This window comes from Microcoleus sp. CAWBG27, from assembly GCF_020883145.1.
In the GTDB taxonomy this organism is placed as follows: domain Bacteria; phylum Cyanobacteriota; class Cyanobacteriia; order Cyanobacteriales; family Microcoleaceae; genus Microcoleus.
Map to the genome: position 1 here is coordinate 135,780 of NZ_JAHREU010000002.1, position 20,836 is coordinate 156,615.

Annotated in this window: 16 protein-coding genes; 6 read left to right on the forward strand and 10 right to left on the reverse strand. The window is 46.8% G+C overall.

Annotated features, from left to right (window positions below; translation table 11 throughout):
• Positions 1 to 26 precede the first annotated feature (26 nt).
• Positions 27 to 1,487, reverse strand: coding sequence for an Asp-tRNA(Asn)/Glu-tRNA(Gln) amidotransferase subunit GatA (gatA, locus tag QZ938_RS01970; RefSeq protein WP_293347143.1), 1,461 nt, complete (start codon positions 1,485 to 1,487; stop codon positions 27 to 29).
• 596 nt (positions 1,488 to 2,083) lie between these two features.
• On the opposite strand from gatA, the gene QZ938_RS01975 reads away from it, so the two are divergent.
• From QZ938_RS01975 to QZ938_RS01985, 3 genes are all read left to right on the forward strand, one after another.
• The gene (locus tag QZ938_RS01975; protein ID WP_293175010.1) at positions 2,084 to 2,539 is read left to right on the forward strand and encodes a helix-turn-helix domain-containing protein; all 456 of its coding nucleotides are present in this window, start codon (positions 2,084 to 2,086) and stop codon (positions 2,537 to 2,539) included.
• Positions 2,540 to 3,126: 587 nt separating this feature from the next.
• Positions 3,127 to 4,431 (forward strand): serine hydrolase, encoded by a 1,305-nt coding sequence (locus tag QZ938_RS01980; RefSeq protein WP_293347146.1) that lies wholly within the window; start codon positions 3,127 to 3,129, stop codon positions 4,429 to 4,431.
• Positions 4,432 to 4,627: 196 nt separating this feature from the next.
• Entirely contained in the window at positions 4,628 to 5,464 is an 837-nt protein-coding gene (locus QZ938_RS01985; RefSeq protein ID WP_293347149.1) for an alpha/beta hydrolase, read from the forward strand.
• Between the two features lie 186 nt (positions 5,465 to 5,650).
• On the opposite strand, the gene QZ938_RS01990 is transcribed toward QZ938_RS01985, so the two are convergent.
• The 6 genes from QZ938_RS01990 to carA all read right to left on the reverse strand — a co-directional run bounded on the left by QZ938_RS01990 (position 5,651) and on the right by carA (position 11,813).
• On the reverse strand, positions 5,651 to 5,929 hold the full coding sequence (locus tag QZ938_RS01990; protein ID WP_293342407.1) for a DUF1816 domain-containing protein: 279 nt from the start codon (positions 5,927 to 5,929) through the stop codon (positions 5,651 to 5,653).
• Positions 5,930 to 6,422: 493 nt separating this feature from the next.
• The gene (gene rlmB / locus QZ938_RS01995; protein ID WP_293347152.1) at positions 6,423 to 7,871 is read right to left on the reverse strand and encodes a 23S rRNA (guanosine(2251)-2'-O)-methyltransferase RlmB; all 1,449 of its coding nucleotides are present in this window, start codon (positions 7,869 to 7,871) and stop codon (positions 6,423 to 6,425) included.
• A gap of 236 nt (positions 7,872 to 8,107) precedes the next feature.
• The gene (locus tag QZ938_RS02000; protein ID WP_293342401.1) at positions 8,108 to 8,563 is read right to left on the reverse strand and encodes a ribonuclease III domain-containing protein; all 456 of its coding nucleotides are present in this window, start codon (positions 8,561 to 8,563) and stop codon (positions 8,108 to 8,110) included.
• Between the two features lie 280 nt (positions 8,564 to 8,843).
• A complete protein-coding gene (locus QZ938_RS02005) occupies positions 8,844 to 9,626 on the reverse strand; it encodes a PEP-CTERM sorting domain-containing protein (protein WP_293347155.1) in 783 nt (260 codons plus the stop codon).
• Positions 9,627 to 10,021: 395 nt separating this feature from the next.
• Complete coding sequence (locus tag QZ938_RS02010; RefSeq protein ID WP_293155451.1) at positions 10,022 to 10,378, reverse strand: STAS domain-containing protein; 357 nt, start codon at positions 10,376 to 10,378, stop codon at positions 10,022 to 10,024.
• A gap of 283 nt (positions 10,379 to 10,661) precedes the next feature.
• On the reverse strand, positions 10,662 to 11,813 hold the full coding sequence (carA, locus tag QZ938_RS02015) for a glutamine-hydrolyzing carbamoyl-phosphate synthase small subunit (RefSeq protein WP_293342395.1): 1,152 nt from the start codon (positions 11,811 to 11,813) through the stop codon (positions 10,662 to 10,664).
• 135 nt (positions 11,814 to 11,948) lie between these two features.
• Between carA and QZ938_RS02020 the strand changes: the two genes are divergently transcribed.
• Positions 11,949 to 12,701 (forward strand): retropepsin-like aspartic protease, encoded by a 753-nt coding sequence (locus tag QZ938_RS02020; protein WP_293347158.1) that lies wholly within the window; start codon positions 11,949 to 11,951, stop codon positions 12,699 to 12,701.
• A gap of 462 nt (positions 12,702 to 13,163) precedes the next feature.
• Here QZ938_RS02020 and trpD read toward each other — a convergent pair whose 3' ends face one another.
• A complete protein-coding gene (trpD, locus tag QZ938_RS02025; RefSeq protein WP_293347317.1) occupies positions 13,164 to 14,279 on the reverse strand; it encodes an anthranilate phosphoribosyltransferase in 1,116 nt (371 codons plus the stop codon).
• A 430-nt stretch (positions 14,280 to 14,709) separates the two neighbouring features.
• Between trpD and QZ938_RS02030 the strand changes: the two genes are divergently transcribed.
• On the forward strand, positions 14,710 to 14,988 hold the full coding sequence (locus tag QZ938_RS02030; protein ID WP_293155461.1) for a hypothetical protein: 279 nt from the start codon (positions 14,710 to 14,712) through the stop codon (positions 14,986 to 14,988).
• Positions 14,989 to 15,320: 332 nt separating this feature from the next.
• Positions 15,321 to 18,335 carry a PAS domain S-box protein gene (locus QZ938_RS02035; protein ID WP_293347161.1) on the forward strand — a complete coding sequence of 1,005 codons (3,015 nt, stop codon included), beginning with the start codon at positions 15,321 to 15,323 and terminating at the stop codon, positions 18,333 to 18,335.
• 263 nt (positions 18,336 to 18,598) lie between these two features.
• Here the strand turns inward: QZ938_RS02035 and QZ938_RS02040 are convergent, their stop codons facing one another.
• Together QZ938_RS02040 and QZ938_RS02045 are read right to left on the reverse strand one after the other, a co-directional pair.
• Complete coding sequence (locus QZ938_RS02040; protein ID WP_293347164.1) at positions 18,599 to 20,368, reverse strand: adenylate/guanylate cyclase domain-containing protein; 1,770 nt, start codon at positions 20,366 to 20,368, stop codon at positions 18,599 to 18,601.
• A gap of 40 nt (positions 20,369 to 20,408) precedes the next feature.
• The gene (locus QZ938_RS02045; RefSeq protein WP_293155470.1) at positions 20,409 to 20,804 is read right to left on the reverse strand and encodes a response regulator; all 396 of its coding nucleotides are present in this window, start codon (positions 20,802 to 20,804) and stop codon (positions 20,409 to 20,411) included.
• Positions 20,805 to 20,836 lie beyond the last annotated feature (32 nt).

The following is a 20,836-nucleotide window of genomic DNA, read 5'->3' on the forward strand; positions in this document are numbered from 1 at the left end:
AGCAGCGTTCCGCCGAATTTCAAAAATTAATTCAATTCCGGGTGACGCAAGTGCCAATTAGTGGATTGTTCGTAAGCATGAGCCACTTGAAACAGCCGAGATTCTTGCAAAACATTACCAATCAGTTGTATACCCACCGGCAGTCCTTTATCATCAAATCCACAGGGCAAACTCAAAGCTGGCAAACCAGCAAGATTCACCGGAATAGTCATCAAATCTGACAAATACATACTCAGGGGGTCGTTGAATTTTTCGCCTGCCTTAAAAGCCGTAGTCGGAGCAGTGGGACAGACCAAAACATCAACTTGAGAAAAAGCTTTTTCAAAGTCTTCTTTAATCAAAGTCCGAACTTTTTGAGCTTTGAGATAATAGGCGTCGTAATATCCAGCGGACAACACGTAAGTGCCGATCGCAATCCGGCGTTTAACTTCTGCACCGAACCCTTGAGCGCGAGTTTTGGCATACATATCCAAAAGATTGTCGGGATCGGGCGATCGGAAACCGTACTTTACTCCATCATATCTCGCCAAATTCGCCGAAGCTTCCGACGGAGCAATAATGTAGTAAGTGGGCAAACCGTAGCGGAACCGGGGACAAGAAACGACTTGAATTTCTGCGCCCAATTGTTGAAATTGCTCGATCGCCTTTGTCACGGCTTCTTTAACAGCAGAGTCCAACCCGACGCCAAAAGTTTCTTTAATTACACCAATTCTAATCTGACCCTTCGGTCGCAAACTGGGTCTCAAAGCTTGGGCATAGTCAGGAATTGGGACATTGAGACTCGTGGAATCTCTACTGTCATAACCAGCGACAGCCCCCAACAAAATCGCCGTATCCTCAACAGTCCTGCCAAAGGGCCCGATTTGATCGAGAGAAGAAGCGTAGGCCACCAAGCCGTAACGAGAAACCAACCCATAGGTCGGTTTCAGCCCCACCAAACCGCAAAAAGCAGCAGGTTGACGGATCGAACCCCCAGTATCCGAACCCAAGCTAACGACGCATTCTCCGCCGGCTACCGCTGCGGCAGAACCGCCAGAAGAACCTCCGGGCACGCGCTCCAAGTCCCAAGGATTCGCGGTAACTTGATAGGCAGAAGTTTCCGTCGAGCTCCCCATGGCAAACTCGTCCATGTTGGCCTTGCCCAGAATGACGGCACCGGCTGCTTTGAGTTTGGAGACGACGGTTGCATCGTAGGGAGGTACAAAATTTTCCAAAATCCGAGATCCACAGGTTGTGGGAATTCCCTCGGTGCACATATTGTCCTTAACGGCGATCGGAATGCCGGCCAACAACCCAATTGCCTCGCCTGCTGCGATTTGGGCATCCACTTTGTGGGCCTGCGCCAATGCGCTGTCTGCTGTCACGCACAGAAAGCTTTTCAATTTCGGCTCTAGCTGGGTAATTCGGTCTAATGCTTCTTGGGTAATTTCCACAGCAGAGCGTTCTTTATTGACCAGTTGTCGGTGCAACTCGCGGATGGATGCCATGCTCGTACCTTTATCATAAAAAACATTCGGTAAGTGGGAAACTCAGTATCTTTAGATCTGAGAGGAAAACAACTCGGCGGTTTGAACCGCCTTGAATCTTTATCTGCCACTTTCGGGGTTGGAGGGGTATGGTTGCCCCTCCGTGGAGATTTGGTTGTCTCCTAATCCCTTGCGGGTAATGTTCGCTTGTCGGTCAATGTTATAAGGGCTTGTTAGGCTGGCAACACTGTCTCAGTGACCTTAAGACTGTTTAACTACCAGCGACAGAGCGGAAAACTAGCGGATCATTCTCCGGTGTCGTGACCCAAATAACGTAGTCAGTTAAGACTTAGGCCCGTCAGTACAGCTTGCTTAATTACTTTTGCAAGCTCAGTCCCTTTAGGGCTGGGTTACTGACTTCTACTTTCAGCCACTTAGCCAATATAACGGCAATTGCACCCACTTACAGCGCTTCCTCAACTGGGTCTATGTGGGTGCATCGCCGGTTAAAAAAGCTACATATTTGCCCCAACGATCCCCAAAAAGACAATTTCATCCGGAATTCTCCCCAAAAGCAAAGATATATGGTAAGAAGTTCCCGATGCCCCGTTGGAGGAATGCCACCTAAAGCTCACTTAGAATCTCACCTGACGGCAGAGGAACTCAAAATTCGCTACCGGCAGGCACAAAACACCACAGAGTCGCGCCGCTGGCACTTGCTACTCTTAGTTTCCCGAAATTGGACTATCAAACAAGCAGCCCAAGTCGTAGGGATTAACTACGACTACGCCAAAGAAATTGTCCAGCGCTATAACCGAGAAGGGCCTAACTCTGTGAGAAACCGCAGCGGAGACCGCCAGCCCCCTCCTGCCAAATCCTTGCTGAGTCCCGAACAGCAAGAAGAACTGCGACAAGCCCTCCAAGGCCCAGCCCCCGACGGCGGAGACTGGACAGGCCCCAAAGTAGCTCGCTGGATTGCTGAAAAGACCGGTAGCGCTCATGTTTGGCCCCAACGCGGCTGGGATTATCTCAAGCGGTTGGGTGTTGATTGGCGGAGGCGCCGCAGAAAGTAGATAGTTCTCAATAATTTTAGAGGGGTCGATCGCTCTTGGGTGCGATCGCTCCTTTTATTTTGGCAGTTGTCAGTTGTCAGTTGTCAGTTGTCAGTTGTCAGTATTCGTAGGGTGTGTCGCCATGAAAAATCCCTAAATTAAATCGACTTTTTTGTGGCGACGCACCCGATCGCATTATCAATAAGCTTCCTACCACAAAAATTTTGGGTTTGTGTGCTGTGTTATTGAAAATAAGAGGTGCGTCGCTCGATCGATTGTCGCTCTTTGTTGAGGATTGTCGATGGCGACGCACCCTACAGTATTTGTAGGGTGTGTCGCCTGCGATAAATCCCTTGCATTCAATCGAAAATTTCACGGCGACGCACCGGAACCCATTGATGAAAAAGCTTGCTACCACAAAAATGTTGGGTTTGTGTGCTGTGCCCTTGAAAACAAAAGGTGCGTCGCTCGATCGATTGTCGCTCTTTGTTGAGGATTGTCGATGGCGACGCACCCTACGGCTACGGCTACGGCTAAAATCTCAAATCGTTTGACTCGTGGAACAATAGCTGCTTAGATTGAATTTGGTTGTGTTGAGGATGTGGAATATGCCAGGGTTCAGCCGTTTTTTGTCGATCGCAAACAAGATGGCGGCAGTAGCAGCCAGCATCGGACTGGTTCAGGTGTTAACCATCGCCAGTTCACTTGCTCAATCATCTAACCCGCGTTCCCTAGACGAACTCTACAAAATTCGCGATCGGCTCGTCACCCAACTAGAACAACCCGCCTCACCCTCGGCAGAACCAACCCTGCTCTCTGGCTTAGTTCCCTTCGCTGGCAATCCTCAAGAAAAATTGGTACAGCAGTTGCAAGAGGTGGAAGTTCAAATATTAGTAGAACAGAGAGCTAACGACAACTTACAGCAAGCAGTCCGTTTGGCAAACCGAGCCGTAGAAACGGGAGGGAAGTCAAATCAGTCGATCGAATCTTCGCAGCAAAATCAATTTTTGTGGCACCAGGCCCTCAACAACTTACAAGAAGTTCCGCAAAACTCATTTTTAGCTCCCCTCACAGCCTCCAAAGCTCAAGAATACCGGGAAAATTTAACCGCAGCAACCTCTCAAGTGCAGCAAGCAAAATCAGATTTTTTGGCAGAGGTTGCCCGTTCAAGCGGTTTGTCGAATGAAGCGTCGATCGGGATTTGCCACCTTTCTAGAGAATGCGTCAACCTGCGGGGCGATGTGCCTCCTGTCAGCCCGGCCAGCTTAATTAAAGTGCCGATAGCTGTCGCCCTGATGCAAAAACTCGACCAAGAAAAAATCAGTCTGAACCATGAAGTATTCGTCGATCGGGGCAATTTCACCGAAGACTCATCGACCAAGATTTTGTCCAATCGCAATTACCCGGTACAGCTACTGTTAGAAGAAATGATCGATCGCAGCAGCAACATCGCCACCAATCAACTGATCGATTATTTGGGTGCCGATTACATCAATCAATTCTTAGCAAATCGCGGCTACCAAGTCACCCGCGTGAACTTCAAATTAATGGGTGAAAAAACTATGCCCAGCAACCCCGGTTCCGGGCCCAACCGCTTAACTGCTAACGAACTCACCGAAATGATGGTGCAAATTTACAACGGCGAAACACCGGGTTCTAAACTGTTAGTGGAAACTCTCAACCAGCAGTACGATCGCGCTTTGGGATTTGCCGCCTTGAAAGGAACTAAAGCTCAGTGGTTGGGCGAAAAAACCGGGGAGAATTCTCTGGTGCTGGGCACAACTTTAGCGATGAACATTGACGGCGAAGCCTACGTGATGACTGTGATAGACAGCCGCACCAGTGGCGACCTACAAATCCGCCAGTCTATTGCTAAAATAGCCGATTATATTAGTAATAATCCCAGCTTTTAAACATCTGAGAATTTGTTAAAAATTTATGTGCCTGAATCCAGGAGATATTCTGCGCGATCGCTACGAAATTATCGAAGAATTCGGGCGACGAATAACTTACTAAGATTGGTTTGTAGTGAGGACTTTAGTCCGCATTTGGAGAGGACTAAAGTCCTCACTACAAACCTTGATTGTCCTTCGATCGCCAAATTAGAAAATGCCACATACAAAACTCAACGTTTCCGTCAAAGGTGAAGGGTTTCCGATCCTTTGCTTGCACGGCCATCCAGGTTCCGGCGATTGTATGTCTGTCTTCACAGAACACCTATCACAGCGGTTCCGGACGATCGCCCCAGACTTGCGCGGCTACGGTAACAGTCGCACCTCAAATTCCTTTGAAATGACTGACCACTTGCTTGATTTAGAAGCGCTTTTAGACCGATTGGGAGTCGATCGCACTTTAGTCATCGGCTGGTCTTTAGGAGGCATTTTAGCGCTGGAATTAGCCATGAAATATCCCCAGCGAGTGGCTGGTTTGATTCTACTGGCATCAGCCGCCAAACCGCGCGGCAGTCACCCGCCCATTTCTTGGCAAGATAATCTTTACACCGGTTTAGCCGGAATTATCAACTGGGTGGTACCCGGTTGGCAGTGGAATATTGATACTTTTGGCAGGCGATCGCTCTTTCGCTACTTGATACAGCAGCATACACCGACCCCTTATCGCTACTTAGCCGCCGCAGGTACTCCCGCCTACCTCCAGACTTCCCACAAGGCTACAAAGGCGTTAAATACCGCTCTGAGAGCCGGATACGATCGACTGCTGCATCTTGACGAGATTCAATGTCCGTGCTTGGTGTTGGCCGGAGAGGCCGATCGACATATCACCTCAGCATCCAGTTTAGAAACAGCCCGCCACCTTCATGACAGTCAGTGGCAGTGCTATCCCAATACAGCCCACTTATTTCCTTGGGAAATTCCCGATCGGGTAGTCACAGATATCGATCGGTGGATTGAGAGTCACCCCCAAGCAGTTGGTAATGCCGAGTCTTGAGTTTTGAATTTTTCAGAAGCAATCAATCATCCAACCGTCTAGAGTTTTGAAGCTATATCGTTGGCCTTGGCATCCGAGTTAAACAGTGCGAGCGTCCCGAAGAGCGATCGGGGTTAGCTTGCATAGTATAATTCCGATCTTACCGGATTTGAATTGACAACTCAAAACTCAAAATTCCTGCTGCTGCTACTGGCCGCTCAAAACAGGCAAAAACCCTCCCTCACCAAACTTTCCCAAATCATCTGCAACCGTCAAAGCAATAGGTTTGCAACGCTGAATGGAAACACTAAGACCTTCTGCACCTTCATTTTCTATATCTTCTACATATCCTCCTTTTGCCGATTCCGCCTCTTGAGCCGTCAAGAAGGGGCCAAAATAGTAAATGCACCGCGGCGCTGAAGTTTTCACTTCAACCCACCAAGCCAATCCGAAAAAGTTGAGCAAGCTAATCAAGAGTTCTTTCATCTGCTTTTCTTCTAATGTATTTAACGGTGTTTTCAGGGTGCTGCGGGCAACGCCTGCGCTTTTGTTATTTACGCGGCTTTAATGCTACAAAGAATCAATCCAAACCTATTTAAAGTTAATATCTAAATAGATTGGTGTCGATTTCCTGTTGGAAAGTAGGGAGAAGGCTCCTTCTACTTTCGCCTGTCCGTAAGGGCGGCCGATGTATTATTACTTGTTCAGAGTGTGCTACCGCTCAATATTTTGGCGGTAGTCGCATATTTTGCATCACCGTAGTTGCTGACCAATTGGGAATAACCAAAGTGCTTTATCCTCAGAGTTATCTGTTTGTTATGCAGTTGCGCTCTAATTTGAGTACATATTAGGTGTTTTCCCAGGTGAGATTCTACTCGGGATTTTGCTAGTGAGGTCTCAGTAGCTAGAGACACCGATAACCAGGCTTTAGCTACTTACATAAATTACTCTGTTGTGCTGTTTTTTTCAACCAATTTCACTATCCGTGGACGTGAAATTTTTTCGGCCCGCGCTGGCGGTAAATTTCGTATAAAGCCATTCCCGTTGCTACCGAGACATTCAGGCTAGGAGTCTTTCCCCTTAAAGGAATTGAAACTAATCCATCACATCCGCGCTGTATCAAAAGGCTCAAACCGTCAGCTTCACCGCCCACAACTAAAACAGTCGGCCCGGAGAAGTTGATTGTCTCTAATGAGTCACCCACGCCTGCTGCTGTGCCGTAAATCCAGAATCCAGCCTCTTTCAATTCTTCCAAGGCCCGGTTAAGATTCACAACCCTTGCCACTGGCAGGCTTTCCAATGCGCCGGCTGACACTTTTCTCACTGCCGAGGTAATCCCAACTGCCCGTCGCTGCGGAATCACCATCCCCTGAGCTCCCAATGCTTCTGCGGTGCGAATAATCGCCCCTAGATTGTGGGGATCGTTGAGTCCTTCGGCTACCACAATTACGGGATCTGCACAAGCAGCCTTAGCCTGTGCGATCAGTTCACTCAAATCCAGGTATTCGTAAGCTGATACTTGGGCGGCTACGCCTTGGTGGTTTGCCTTGCGCGTGATGTAGTCGAGGCGCAAATCGTCAACTTCGTCGATAATGCTGCCGTTGGCCTTGGCTTCGGTTAGCAAGCTGTGAAAGCGGGGATCGTAGCGCAGGTGCGGGACAACCCAAATTCGGTTCAGGACTTGGTTTGTTTCTAAAGCTGCTTGCACTGCATGGCGGCCGTAAATCATGTCATCTGTGTCTGCGTCTGGCTGCACGACTGTATTTGACTGCGTGTCTACCGGGCGAGTGTCTCTGTCTTTGTCTCTGTCTCGGAAATGGTTGCCGCGGAATTCCGGTGGGCTGCTGTCTCTGTCTCTGTTTTTGTCTCTGTCTTTGTAATAATTGCCCCGGGATTCCTGCGGGCTGCTGTCTCTGTTTCTGTCTCGGAAATTGTTGCGGGCTGGCTGTGGGCTGCCGTCTCTGTCTCGGAAATTGTTGCGGGCTGGCTGCGGGCTGCTGTCTCTGTCTCTGTCTCGGAAATTGTTGCGGGATTCCTGCGGGCTGCTGTCTCTGTCTTTGTATCTATCTCGGAAATTGCTGCGGGATTCCTGCGGGCTGCTGTCTCTGTCTCGGAAATTGTTGCGGGCTGGCCGCGGGCTGCTGTATCCGTCTTTGTCTCTGTCTCTGTCTGGGAAATTATTTCTGCCGGTGGGCGGTTGGCTGTCGGAATCGATTCTCCGTTTGAAAATTGCTCGCACGGGCATTTCTCGGGATTGGGGCGAAAAGGTCGATCGCTTTTGAGGGGCCTCGGATCCGCGAGTGTCGGGACGGGGCTTGCGTTCAAACCGGGCAGAGGACGGTTGTGAGTCCTGACGGCGGCCTTCGCTGTTCCAGGGCTTGCTGTCGGAATTCGATCGCGAGGAGTTTGGTCTAGTAAATTTTCTCATTTGTTTGTTGTGGTCAACACGATTTTAGATTTTAGATTTGGGATTTAGGATTGAGGGAGCAATCTTAGGGCTTTGAGATTTTAGATGTTAGATTGAGGGAGCAAGGATTTTACTGCTGCTTAACTTGCTAACGTTCGACATATCAATCGTGTTTGTCTTGGCGAGCTTTTTGCTCTTTTACGCTAACCTTGCCAGAATTATCAATTAATTCCTCACCGCTTCTAAAATTTCAACGGCTAAATATTTTCAGTCTCAAGTTGTAAAAATCCCAAAATTTCGGTCAATCTTTCGGGGTCTGTCAGGTACAAATATCCAACCAGCGTTTCTAAGCTGGTGGCTTGTTGGTATATTTCTGGATCTGCTCGCTTAGAACGGCCCGATACGGCATTGCGGCCGCGCTTGACAATTGCTAATTCTGTACTGTTCAAGTAAGGAGAGATCGATCGCAAGTGACGCGCTTGAGTTTCTGCTCGTACTTGCCCCACCACCAATTCGTGATAAGCTTGCAATCTTCTCGGTGGCATTAAATACGAACTCCGAATGTAGAGTTCGTAAACTGCATCCCCCAAATATGCCCATGCTGCGGGCGAAATTCTTTCTATTTCTGCGGGTGTCGCCCTCGGAGGATGGATTCGATCTAAACCGAGTTCTGTCAGACTCAGCTTTGGGTTGTCATCGGCGATCGGCGACATACTTTTTTAATAAAATTTCCGCACAGCTTGATTTTTACATTCACTTAGGTTGTTCTGCATTCGTTCGCTGTCGCTAATAATAGCATCTTTTGTCTTTGAGCGTAACCACAATATGGAGATTTTCCAGTCAGCCAGGGAAACAGGAATGTTAGGTAAGTCACAATCGGCCTATTCCGAACGCATGAATATCCAAGAAAGCAGTTATTTTAGCTAATCTCCAGCGAGGTGGAAGGATTTTCGCAATAAAACCCAGTTTTGTACCTGGGGTGCGTAAGTTGTCTTAGTTTTTGGCACTTAAATCTGTGCGTTTTTTCTTATGCTTTAATCCTGCAATTCCTGCTAAGCCTAAAGCCGTACCTGCAACTGCGATCGGTTCGGGAACTGGTTGTGCAAAGTCATCCTCTGAAACCAACTCGTAATTAATAGAATCTGCTTGTGGTGGATAATATCTGTCCAAAAGATAATCTCGCACACCGTTACGTTCGCGAGATTGTCTCAAATAACTGAGCACAGTGCTGCCAAATACATTGCTGCTCAGACTCCAACTTAAACCAAATGAAATTTTGTCAATATGTCCTGCGTAATTGTCGCTTGGCAGAACTCTATTAACCCATGACTGGCTATTCAACCCGTTACTTACTAATCCATCCAAATGCAGTTGATTTTGACTGAAACGACCGTAATAATAGGAAACGTAGGATATAAATGAATTTGGCTCTCCTACTAAGTTCTGAAAAGTGGGATTTATGGTAGGGTCGCCTTCAATTGTTTCCCTCGTGTCATAATTGTATGTAGTTTGTTTGTAAAACAACTTGCCTTCGATTATAGGTTGCGATATCATGCCATCAAAAAAAGGATTTACTGCTGCAATTGCTGCCAGTTCGTCCAATTTTGACTGGTCTATTTTATTGATTTTGAAATACCCGTTAAACAGACGAGTATCAAAATTGTAGGTGAGAACTGCTGCCTGAACTTTTGGAACGATCGCGGTTAATGTCGCTGTGGAGGCGATGGCGATCGCTGCCAAATATTTTAAAAATGTTTGCCCTGACTTTCCACTCATAACTGTTCGTTTGTAATTGGGTTTTTTTGAGACTTTAAATCATATTTAGGGCTTGTTGAAAAAGTGTAGGTAGTCGAAAAATGAGGCTATACAGCTAAAAAAATAGTAGGTTTATTGCTAAATTTCCAAATTTATTCAGAAACTAACAAGGAAAGTACAAGGATTTTAAGCCTCTATAATCCTATAACTTGCTCTTGGGTAGAGCCAAGAAATCTTGAACCCCCTATATGGCAAGCTTTCTAGTTTTATTCAGCAAGCTCTATTTAATTGACTCTAAAACGCAATCACGAGGACACAACCCCTATGTGTCAACTGTCAAGTATCAATTTTTCAATAATATAAAAATTTGCTATCCAGCATCGATCGCCGGATAGCTAATTAAACCCACTGTAGCGTCAAGCATCCTTGACGTTTTTTACCGCCTCATCAACCGAAGGCTGCAAAGACAAAAATTTCTCTAAGCGAACCAGTTTAACAGTCTGAGTTACGCGGGGATTTGAGACAATTTGCAATGTCCCTTCCATGGTTTGGGCTTTCTTGACAAGTTGCACAAGTGCGCCCAAGCCGGAACTATCCACAAAATCTATCTGAGACAAGTCCAAAATTACGTGTTTTGGGCCCTCGTCAATACATTTGCTTAGTACCTTCCGAAAAGTGGCCTCAGAAAAAGCGTCCAGCAGGCCAGTCAAGCGAAATAACTGATGGTTATTCTTGACTTCGCGAGTGCCTCTGAGGCTAACGGTCAGGGTCAATGACTCAGGAATGACACCCTCCTAGCTAGGTATGGCTTAAAGTCGAGGCTTCATTATAGGAGTTTTTTGGTATTTTGTCTACAGTTTTTTGGTCATTAGTCATGGGGCATTGGTCATGGGGCATGGGGCATGGGGCATGGGGCATTGGTCATGGGGCATGGGGCATTGGTCATGGGGCATGGGGCATGGGGCATGGGGCATTGGTGATTGGTCATTGGGCATTGGTCATCAGTCATTGGTCATGTGTCCTAATGACTAATGACTATTGACTATTGACCAATGACTAAGCTGGTACTTTCTGATTGTCTCGCATTGACTGGACGAATCGATCGAACAAATAGTCAGCGTCGTGGGGGCCCGGACTGGCTTCTGGGTGGTACTGGACTGAGAACAGGGGCAAGGTTTTGTGCTTCAATCCGGCTACGGTGCGATCGTTCAAGTTGAGGTGAGTAATTTCTACTTCCGGGACTAGGGAATCAGGGTCGATCGCAAAACCGTGATTTTGGCTGGTAATTTCTACCTGCTGAGTTAAACCTGCCGGATGATTCAATCCCCGGTGCCCGAACTTCAGTTTAAAAGTTTCCGCACCCAAGGAAATGCCCAGAATCTGGTGTCCCATACAGATGCCGAACACAGGTTTGTCGGACTTCAACAAAGCTTTCGCCGTCGCGATCCCTTCCGTTACCGCCGAAGGATCTCCAGGCCCGTTGGACAGAAAAATGCCATCCGGGTTGTATTTGAGAATTGCCTCGGCTGACGTGTCGGCGGGTACAACAATTACCCGACAGCCGTAACTCGCCAAACGGCGCAGGATGTTGCGCTTGACCCCAAAGTCTAGGGCTACCACCGTCCACATTTCGCCGCTATCCGGCTTAACTGTCGGACTGAACTCCCATACGGCATCTGTGGCTTCAGACCACTCGTAAACCTCGCGGGTGGTTACTTCCTTCACCAGATTCAGCCCGGCCATGCTGGGGGCGTCTTGAACTTGCTCCAAAAGCTCGGCCTGGTCGAGAATCACCGTCGAAATGCCGCCGTTAATGGCTCCCACGGTGCGAATTTTGCGGGTCAGGGCGCGGGTATCGATGCCGTAAATACCTGGGATGTCGTACTGTTTTAGGTAGTCTTGCAGGGATTGCGAACAGCGCCAGTTGCTGGGTCGGCTGCATACGTTACGGGCGATCGCACCTCGAATTTGCGGCCGTGCAGATTCTTCATCTTCGAGATTTACCCCGGTATTGCCCAATTCTGGATAAGTAAAAGTGACAATTTGACCGCAATAGCTCGGATCGGTCAAAACTTCTTGATAGCCCGTCATTCCCGTGTTGAATACGACCTCGCCGACGACGGTGGCGTCAGCGCCAAAAGACCAGCCGCGGTAAGCAGTACCGTCAGCTAGGACTAGGAGAGCGGGTTGTGCAGTTGAAAGTGACATGGCATCCTTAATTACAGTCGTTTGGTTAATTCTTACCACTGCCTGGGATTTGATGCTAGCCGGCAATATACAGATATTATTGGAATTTGTGCCAGCCGAGGCAGAATGTGTTGGTGCCGGAGTCCAGGGTTGTCTATGCCAAAAGGCAGTTGTCGTTGTTACGATCGACCTAAACTGTTTCATCAAATTACGATCGGTCAATCTCCCTTACCTTTATCTTCCAATTCAATGAAGTCTCTGCCGAACCCTCAAAACCTGCGAAAACCTTTACTGGCTTTTACAGCAGTTATTTCTCTGAGCAGCTCAATTTTACTTGATACCGCCGTCTACTCTTCGCGAGCGACAGCTCAAGAGAGCGAGGGATGCTTTATGCGGAACTCCAGCGGCCAAACTGTCAGCTTGAGTCGATCGGTATGCGGTTTTGCCCCTCAAGAATCAACTCCACCCACTGCACCTGCTTCACCTGCTTCACCTGCTGCGCCTGCTTCGCCTGCTTCGCCTGCTTCGCCTGATACCAAGTCGGGAGTGTTTCTAGTCAAAATTAAACGCCGAGAAGCTAATATCCCAGTCATAGAAGTCACCTTTAACGGCAAACAAAAGTTTGAGATGATGGTAGATTCGGGAGCCAGTCGCACCGTCATTACACCAGCAATGGCTACCGCTTTGGGGATAGTTCCTAAAGGAACCGTGCAAGCAAAAACTCCGAACGGAGAGGCTACTTTTTCTCTCGGCAGTCTTACTTCAATTGAAGCTGGCGGTTTGGCGATTAATAATATAGTTGTACCCATCTCCCCAGCACTAGAAATTGGGCTGCTCGGTCACGATTTTTTTGGTAATAAAGATGTGACTATTAAGCAAGATGTGATTGAATTTCGCACGCGAGTGTGAAGGAAGAAGAAAGAAGGAAGAAGGAAGTTCGGCAATGAGCAATGGAGAGCATCCCGTTTTTGTAGGGCGAAGCATTCGCGCTAACAATCTCTCCTATAGTCGATAACATACAGGCGCGAATGCTTCGCCCTTGCGGATATGTTTGCACAATCGGGATGCTCCCTGAGCAATGTGCGGGATTTAACGGATGTAACAGATAGAATTCTCGATTACCAAAAAGAGCAATGTGCGGGATTTGACGGATGTAATGGATAGAATTCCCGATGGTTGCATCTGGTGGGTGCATCTCATTCTGGCAAGGGCGAAGCATTTCGGCACATAATTTATGAGTGATAATCAGAGATTTACTGCCGAAATGCGAGAGCCCCTAAGAGTATATTTTCATTCATGAGATGCACCCTACTAATATCCTTCAATACCTGTTAAATCTTACACATCGATCGCACTGCGGAACTTATTTACTCAACGCAAAAACTCCACCAACTGCTGCAACTTCAACCAAGATTCACCACTCGATAAAATCTCCTTGGCCAAAGTAACTCCTGCTGCGTGGGAACCGATCGGAATTACACCTCCCACCTGAAAAGCCAAAGACGCATTCAAAGCAACAACATCCATTTGTGCTGCTGTACCTTTGCCTTGCAACACGTTGCTCAAAATCTCGGCGTTTTCCTCAACATTTCCGCCTTTTAACGAGCCGATCGCACTTGGCGTCAATCCTACCTGTTCGGGGTGCAAACTCGTCAGTTCAACCTGGCCGCCCGACAAAACCGCCAAATCCGTCACATCACCCAAACCCGCCTCATCCAACTTTTCTCGGCCGTGAACGACTATCGCCAACTCAGTTCCCAACTCGCCCAAAGCTTGGGCAATAGTTGATACCAGACTGGGATCGAACACCCCAATTACCTGCCCTGTAGGGCGCATAGGATTGACGAGCGGCCCTAAAAGGTTAAAAACAGTCCGCACCTTCAAAGTGCGGCGGAGCGACGCTACAGCCTTAAGTGCGGGATGCCACCCAGGCGCAAATAAAAAGGTGATGCCCGTAGCGTCTACCGCAGCTTTTACCTTGGCAGGATCTGCGCCCAGGTTGACTCCGAGTGCTTCCAACACGTCAGCCGAACCGACTTTGCTAGATGCCGATCGATTTCCGTGTTTGGCGACTCGAACTTTGCCCGCAGCAGCGACAAAGGCTACAGCAGTGGAAATGTTAAATGTGGACGCACCATCGCCGCCTGTGCCGCAAGTATCAATTAATTTGAGATTCGAGATGGGAGATTGGCGATCGACAACGCTCTGGGACTCGCCCGTCAGGGACTGAGACTGCAATACCTGAGCCATTCCTGCTAATTCTGGGGCCGAGATGCCTTTGGCTTGGAGGGCTGCTAAAATGGCTCCTGAAAGCACGGGGGGTATGGCTTCTGCCAGCCATCCCTGCATTAAGTCGGCGGCTTGGGCGTGGGAGAGAGATTGTCTGTCTAACAGTTGTTGCAGCAGGGCTGGCCACAGGGGAGAGTCCGCTGTCAAAGTTGAAGCTGCGGATATATCTGCTGTTGTAAGTACGGGAGAATCAGTCATGTAGCGACGATGAATTGTTTGCTGGGGTGGGCTTTTTGATGTCGGGCATGGGCCGAGTGTCGATCGGGATTTTACCAGAGTTGCTGCCGACATTTGGCGCGCCCTGACCCAGATTTTTGCCGAAATGACAGCATGGCTACAGAATTTATTCCAAGAAACTAACTCAATATGAATTTTTTGATACAACAATGCTCCCTCGGATTGTGACAATTTTAGACAAGGGCCTCATCTACTAAAGAGCGATCGACCGTCAGCTATATAATCTGCCAGCAAAAATCAATGCAGTCCTGGACGCAACTGGCACTCTTCTAGGAGTTAATTTTTAGGTACGTGTGTTCCGATTGAACCCTCTTTAAGAGCGCTCAAGCGCAACAACATACCTTTTAATGTGACATTTACGTAAGTCCTACAATGATAACTGGCAGCATTAGTGGCAACCATTCAGCTAGAGTGGCGGATTACTTGCAGCAAGTTAGCCGTAGCACCGGCTGCAAGCGGGACGCCATCGGGCGATCGTCTAAAAAATCAGCAGTTGGTACTGTACTTCCAAGCTATTCACCAAACAGTCACAGCCGAAACTGGAAAAAACAGTTTGCAGCTAATTTCAGGATGTACAATTATTCCTCATTTATTCAGGAAGCTTTTAACAGACGAGTTTGGATCGAACGATCGCAACTTTCAGCAGATTGATTGGCAAATCCGATTTTGACAGTCATTTGTAGCTCAAAATAAAATAGACCCGACTGGTTAAACTTTCGTAACTCTACTAACAACTAACGGCGCAGTAGATGAAGTCAATAAATACAGCAGTGTCCGGAGAATCTCAGACTCTAGCCGTTCTCGATTGGATCCAATACACATATTCTGTAGGGACACAACACAGCGTTGTGTCCTGATATGTGTTGCAAGCAATTAAGGCTTGACAACAACGATCGCACGGCTCGGCGGTGGATTTATCGACTTGGCGATCCAGCATCTATACTACTAACAGACACTCAACAATATTGAATCTTTCACAAAAACACACCAGGGTATTCAAAAATGGCACACCAAAAATTAGCAAACAAAACGAACGACTGTAAATTAGAAAATAAAACGATAGAATGCCTGAATATAGAGGAGGCACTGCACCAAATGGAAGCAAAATATCAGAGTATGTTTGAAAATGCTGTTTCCGGCATTTTCCAAACAACCCATGACGGTCGCTACATCAGCGCTAACCCAGCTTTGGCTCGCATCTACGGATATAATTCTGCCGAAGAATTGATGGACAGTCTGACTAATATTAGCGATCAGCTTTACGTCAATCCCGATCGCCGCAATGATTTTATTTCTGCTTTGCAAGCAAAAGGCATCGTGTCAGATTTTGAGTCGCAGATTTATCGCAGAGATGGAACAGTAATTTGGATCGCGGAAAATGCCCGCGCAGTCCGCAACCCAGGCGGTCAATTGCTCTACTACGAAGGTTTTGTCGAAGATATTACCCAGCGCAAAAATGCCGAATCTAGGCTTAGAGAAAGTGAAGAACGCCTGCGAATGGTAATAGAAGGTGTTAAAGATTATGCTATATTCATGCTAGATACTAAGGGGTATGTAGCAAGCTGGAATTCGGGAGCTAAAAGAATTTTGGGGTATGAATCTAGCGAAATAGTTGGGAAAAATTCTGAATGCTTTTATACGCCTGAAGATATTGCAATTGGCAAACCCCAAGAAAAATTAATCACAGCTAGCGAAAGAGGTAGATATCAAAGTGAAGGCTACCGGTTCCGCCAAAATGGCTCCCGATTTTGGGCGAAGATTATTGTGACTCCTTTGCGGGATGAAAGCGGAGAGTTACAGGGCTTTTCTCAAGTAATGCAGGACATTACTACGCAAAAGCAGGCTGGAGAAGAAAGAATGCAGTTGATTGCTTCTTTGCAAGCTTCAGAAAAAAAGTTTCGCACTCTGTACGAATCGACGACAGATGCGGTAATGCTGCTAGACGAAAAGAGTTTTTTAGATTGCAATCCGGCTACTTTAACTTTATTTGGATGCAGCAGTGAATCGGAGTTTTGTGGCAAGCATCCTTCGGAATTTAGCCCGCGGCTGCAACCGAACGGGCAAGATTCTATGAGTCTTTCTCTAGAGCGAATTAATACGGCTATGGAAACAGGAAATAGTCGTTTTGACTGGGTACACTGCCGTTTGGACGGTTCAGAGTTTCCGGCGGAAGTGCTGTTAACTTCTATGGATATCGGCGGCAAAATGCGGCTGCAAGCCGTGGTGCGCGATATCACTTATCGGGTGGAGGCAGAGGTTGCTCTGAAGCAGGCTAACGAGGTATTGGAATGCCGGGTTAAAGAGCGGACAAGTCAGTTGGAAGAAGCTATTAAAAGGTTGAGTTTGTCGGAGGAAAAGTTTTCTAAGGCTTTTCGATCGAGTCCAGATCCAATGACTATTACTACTTTTGCTGAGGGTCGTTTTATAGAAGCTAATGATAGTTTTTTATCGATAACTGGTTACAGTTTAGAAGAAATGACCTGCAATACAGTAGCGGGATTAAATATTTGGGTAAAGCCTCAAAACAGACTTGATTTTAGGCAATTGCTGCAAGTACAGGGTGTTGTTCGCAACGCCGAATGCGAATTTCGGGTGAAGTCGGGATCGGTGGTGGTGTGTTTGGTGTCAGCCGAATTGATTCATTTGGAGGGGGAACTCTGCGTGCTCGTGGTGATGACAGATATTACCGATCGCAAACACGCAGAAGAAGCCCTGCGGGAAAGCCAGCGCGCCTTGTCTACCCTAATGAGCAATTTGCCGGGGATGGCCTACCGCTTTCGCAACGATGCCGATCGCAGTATGGAGTTTGTCAGCGAAGGCTGCTATCAATTATCCGGCTATTCTCCCGAAGAATTTATCGGCACCCGGCAAGTTTCTCTCTCGGAATTGACTCACCCGGACGATCGCGAAATCTTCTGTAATGCCGTAGAAATTGCCCTGCGAGAAAATCGACCATATCAGTTAAATTACCGCATAACTTCTAAAAACGGTGAATTAAAATGGGTTTGGGAGCAAGGTTTGGGAGTATATTCCGACTCAGGCGAATTGCTCGCCTTGGAAGGGTTAATTACTGATATTTCCGAACAAAAACGCAGCGAGGAAGCTTTGCTGCGATCGCAAACCGAGTTAACCCAGCAAAAACTTCAGCTCGAATATACTTTACAGGAATTGCAGCAAACTCAAGCAGTATTAATTCACACCGAGAAAATGTCTACCCTCGGTCAAATGGTAGCCGGTGTTGCTCACGAAATTAACAATCCCGTTAGTAGCGTTTGCGGCAATCTCGTCCACATAGGTCACTATACCGAAGATTTGCTGAATTTGATCGAGATGTATCAGGAACACTGCCCGCAGCCGCCGGCATCAATTCAACAGAAAATTGAGGATATCGAGCTAGATTTTCTCTTAGAAGATTTGCCAAAAGCGATCTCTTCGATGCAGATTGGAGCCGATCGCATTCGGGAAATTGTGCGATCGCTCAGAAATTTCTCTCGCAAAGACGATTCTCAAATGACCAAGGTTAATCTACACGAAGGCATTGAAGGCACGCTGTTAATCCTGCAAAGCCGCCTGAGAGCCCGAGACAACTATCCCGAAATTGCCGTAATTAAAGAATATGGCAACTTGCCTTTAGTTGAGTGCTATTCCGGTAAAATCAATCAGGTGTTTATGAATTTGATCGGAAATGCGATCGACGCGATCGAGGAATACAACGCAGGGCGATCGGCTCTCGAAGCCAAAGCTAACCGCAGCAAGATTAAAATTAAGACGGAAGTCCAAAACTCCAATGCTGTAATTCGGGTTTCTGACAACGGCCCCGGTATGCCCGAAAAAGTTTGCCAGCAATTATTCGAGGCCTTTTTTACCACCAAACCCGCAGGCAAAGGCACCGGTTTGGGCCTGTCCATTTCCTACAAAGTCCTCCAAGAACACGGCGGAATGCTGACTTGCGTGTCTGCACCGGGCCAAGGAGCCGAATTTATCATCGAAATGCCGATCGAGCAAATTAGTGCGTAAGTTGAAGCCCCGGCGATTAGAAATCGCGACTACACAAACGATGTCCGCCTCCGCGGACGAAGAGGGTATTCACCAGATGAGAAATCATCGTTTGAAATCCTTAACCCGCGGAGGCGGGTTTGGTTTGTGTAGACGCGGTTTCAACCGCCGGGTGATTGATTTGCCATGCGATGACATCCCAATGATTATATCCCAATTTAGAAATCCCGGCGATTGGAAATCGCGTCTACACTGCCAACTATCAACTGCAAACTGCCAACTAACTACTGACACCTATCCAAATAAATTCGAGCCACCCTATCCCCCGGATTTTCCCGCAAACAATCAGCAAATAACCCCGCCGCTTCAGTAAAATTATAGATATTGTACAAAGACAAAGCCTCAGTAAACACTGGCAAAGTAGCCAACTTCCCCGCTTTAACGAACGGCAAATCTGCATCAAAAACCTCATAAACAGTAACCAATTCAGACTTCCCCTTAACCTGAACCTTATCAATCACGCGAATCCCATAATCAGCAGGATTTCTCAAGCCATCGACAGTCTGCTGAGTAATTAACAGCGACACCCCATAATTCTTCGTCAAACTTTCAATCCGAGCAGCCAAATTAACCGCATCGCCAATCACAGTACCGTCCATCCGATTGCGTCCGCCAACAGTACCCAACATCAAAGAACCAGTATTAATTCCCACCCCAATCTGAATCGGCACATCGCCCGTAGAAGCGCGATGTTGATTGTATTCAGCAAGAGTATGCAGCATCGCAATTCCCGCTTTCACAGCATTGTCGGCGCCCTCGCTAAACAAAGCCATAATTGCATCGCCAATATATTTATCAATAAACCCGTGATTTTCCACAATCAGCGGTTCCATATAACTCAAATATGAATTTATAAATTTAAAATTATCTTTCGGTGTCATTTGTTCAGAGAGAGTAGTGAAATCTCGAATGTCAGAAAATAAAATCGACATTTCCAACTCTACCGCATCTCCCAATTTAACATCAACAATACTGTCATATCCCAAAAAAGATAAAAACTGATTTGGTACAAAGCGACTTGTCGCCTCAGTAATTTTTACTTCTGTATCTAGTGCCAGTTCCAGATTGCAATTAACTTGAAAAAGTTCTGTAATCAGATTTTTGCGCTCGGCTTCAGCTTTTTTGCGATCGGTAATATCTAGGATGGTATTAATAGCATAAGTAATTTTTCCCGTGCGATCGTAGATAGGAGTTGCCGAAATTTCTAAGGGAATAATTTTGTCGCCGTTGTGGACTTCTACATCGTCAGCGGCGGCATTTTCTCCTCTCAACGCCCGCACAACTGGCAAGTCTTCAGGAGGATATTCTAGATCCGTGCCTGCTCGATAAGTGTGATAAACCTCTGACAATTGTTCTGAATTTATATCCGGCACCACTCCCTTACCAAAGATCTCTTTGGCTTTCTGATTGATATAGTAAACTTTGCCCTCAGCATCCAGCACCCCCACACCAATTGGCATTGCTTCCAAAAACTGTGTCAAGCGATTTTCGTTTTCATTGAGTTGGGCAATCAGTAAAGCTTGGTCAAAGTTTAACTTTGCCAACTCGCTATTCATTTGCTGGAGTTGGGCATTTTGTTCCGCCAACAGTTTGTTTTGATGGTAACTATTGACAGCTTCTTTTACCGTCAAACTCAGGTCTTCTTGCTGCCATGGCTTGGCGATATAACGATATAAATTTGCATTTTTGATAGCATTTCCTACCGCTTCAATATCTGCTTGTCCTGTGAGCATGATTTTCAGAGTTTTGGGTGAAATGATATGAACTCGCCTTAACAGCTCATCTCCATTCATTTCAGGCATAATATGGTCGGAAATAATTAACGGGACTTCATAGCCATCGTCTAGCAATTCCATGATTAATTCTAATGCTTCTTCCCCACCTTCAGCAATTTCGATAATATAATCATTGCTGATTGCCTCTTGAAGTTCTGCTTTCAGACTTCGGAGTACAGTTTTCTCATCATCAACACAGACAATTACTTGTAGATCCATAATTGAGACCGACCGGATTTAATAGTTTTCAACAACTCGGCTATAGTTGCGCTAAACCAGATTTAATCGTTTCCAACAGTTCGGCTTCCGACCAAGGTTTAGACAAACAGCAATGGAGATTCGCTTCGTTCTTAGCTCGGTTAATCGCTGCTTCGTCAGCTTGACCAGTCAGCATAATTTTAATGACTTTGGGGAATTTTTTGTGAATCCGAATCAGCAGCTCATCTCCTTTAATTCCCGGCATTAGCCAATCAGAAATAATCAAAATAATACTTATATCTTCCTCATTAAGTTCTTCGATTAACTCTAGAGCTTCATCCGCATCTTCCGCTCCTTCATAGAGGTAATCACTACCGAATGCTCTTGACAGTTGCGTTCTCAGACTATTTAACACAATTCTCTCATCATCAACACACAAAATAACTGGCTTAGACATTATTTTTTATCCTCTATTATTAGCGATATAAC

Bases quoted from the DNA above. Each gene is read 5' to 3' on its own strand.
- QZ938_RS01990 (WP_293342407.1), bottom strand. From the start codon at position 5,929: ATGAAAGAACTCTTGATTAGCTTGCTCAACTTTTTCGGATTGGCTTGG.
- QZ938_RS02040 (WP_293347164.1), bottom strand. From the start codon at position 20,368: ATGGATCTACAAGTAATTGTCTGTGTTGATGATGAGAAAACTGTACTC.
- trpD (WP_293347317.1), bottom strand. From the start codon at position 14,279: ATGACTGATTCTCCCGTACTTACAACAGCAGATATATCCGCAGCTTCA.
- rlmB (WP_293347152.1), bottom strand. From the start codon at position 7,871: ATGAGAAAATTTACTAGACCAAACTCCTCGCGATCGAATTCCGACAGC.
- gatA (WP_293347143.1), bottom strand. From the start codon at position 1,487: ATGGCATCCATCCGCGAGTTGCACCGACAACTGGTCAATAAAGAACGC.
- QZ938_RS02035 (WP_293347161.1), top strand. From the start codon at position 15,321: ATGGCACACCAAAAATTAGCAAACAAAACGAACGACTGTAAATTAGAA.
- carA (WP_293342395.1), bottom strand. From the start codon at position 11,813: ATGTCACTTTCAACTGCACAACCCGCTCTCCTAGTCCTAGCTGACGGT.
- QZ938_RS01975 (WP_293175010.1), top strand. From the start codon at position 2,084: ATGCCACCTAAAGCTCACTTAGAATCTCACCTGACGGCAGAGGAACTC.
- QZ938_RS01980 (WP_293347146.1), top strand. From the start codon at position 3,127: ATGCCAGGGTTCAGCCGTTTTTTGTCGATCGCAAACAAGATGGCGGCA.
- QZ938_RS02005 (WP_293347155.1), bottom strand. From the start codon at position 9,626: ATGAGTGGAAAGTCAGGGCAAACATTTTTAAAATATTTGGCAGCGATC.
- QZ938_RS02045 (WP_293155470.1), bottom strand. From the start codon at position 20,804: ATGTCTAAGCCAGTTATTTTGTGTGTTGATGATGAGAGAATTGTGTTA.
- QZ938_RS02000 (WP_293342401.1), bottom strand. From the start codon at position 8,563: ATGTCGCCGATCGCCGATGACAACCCAAAGCTGAGTCTGACAGAACTC.
- QZ938_RS02020 (WP_293347158.1), top strand. From the start codon at position 11,949: ATGCCAAAAGGCAGTTGTCGTTGTTACGATCGACCTAAACTGTTTCAT.
- QZ938_RS01985 (WP_293347149.1), top strand. From the start codon at position 4,628: ATGCCACATACAAAACTCAACGTTTCCGTCAAAGGTGAAGGGTTTCCG.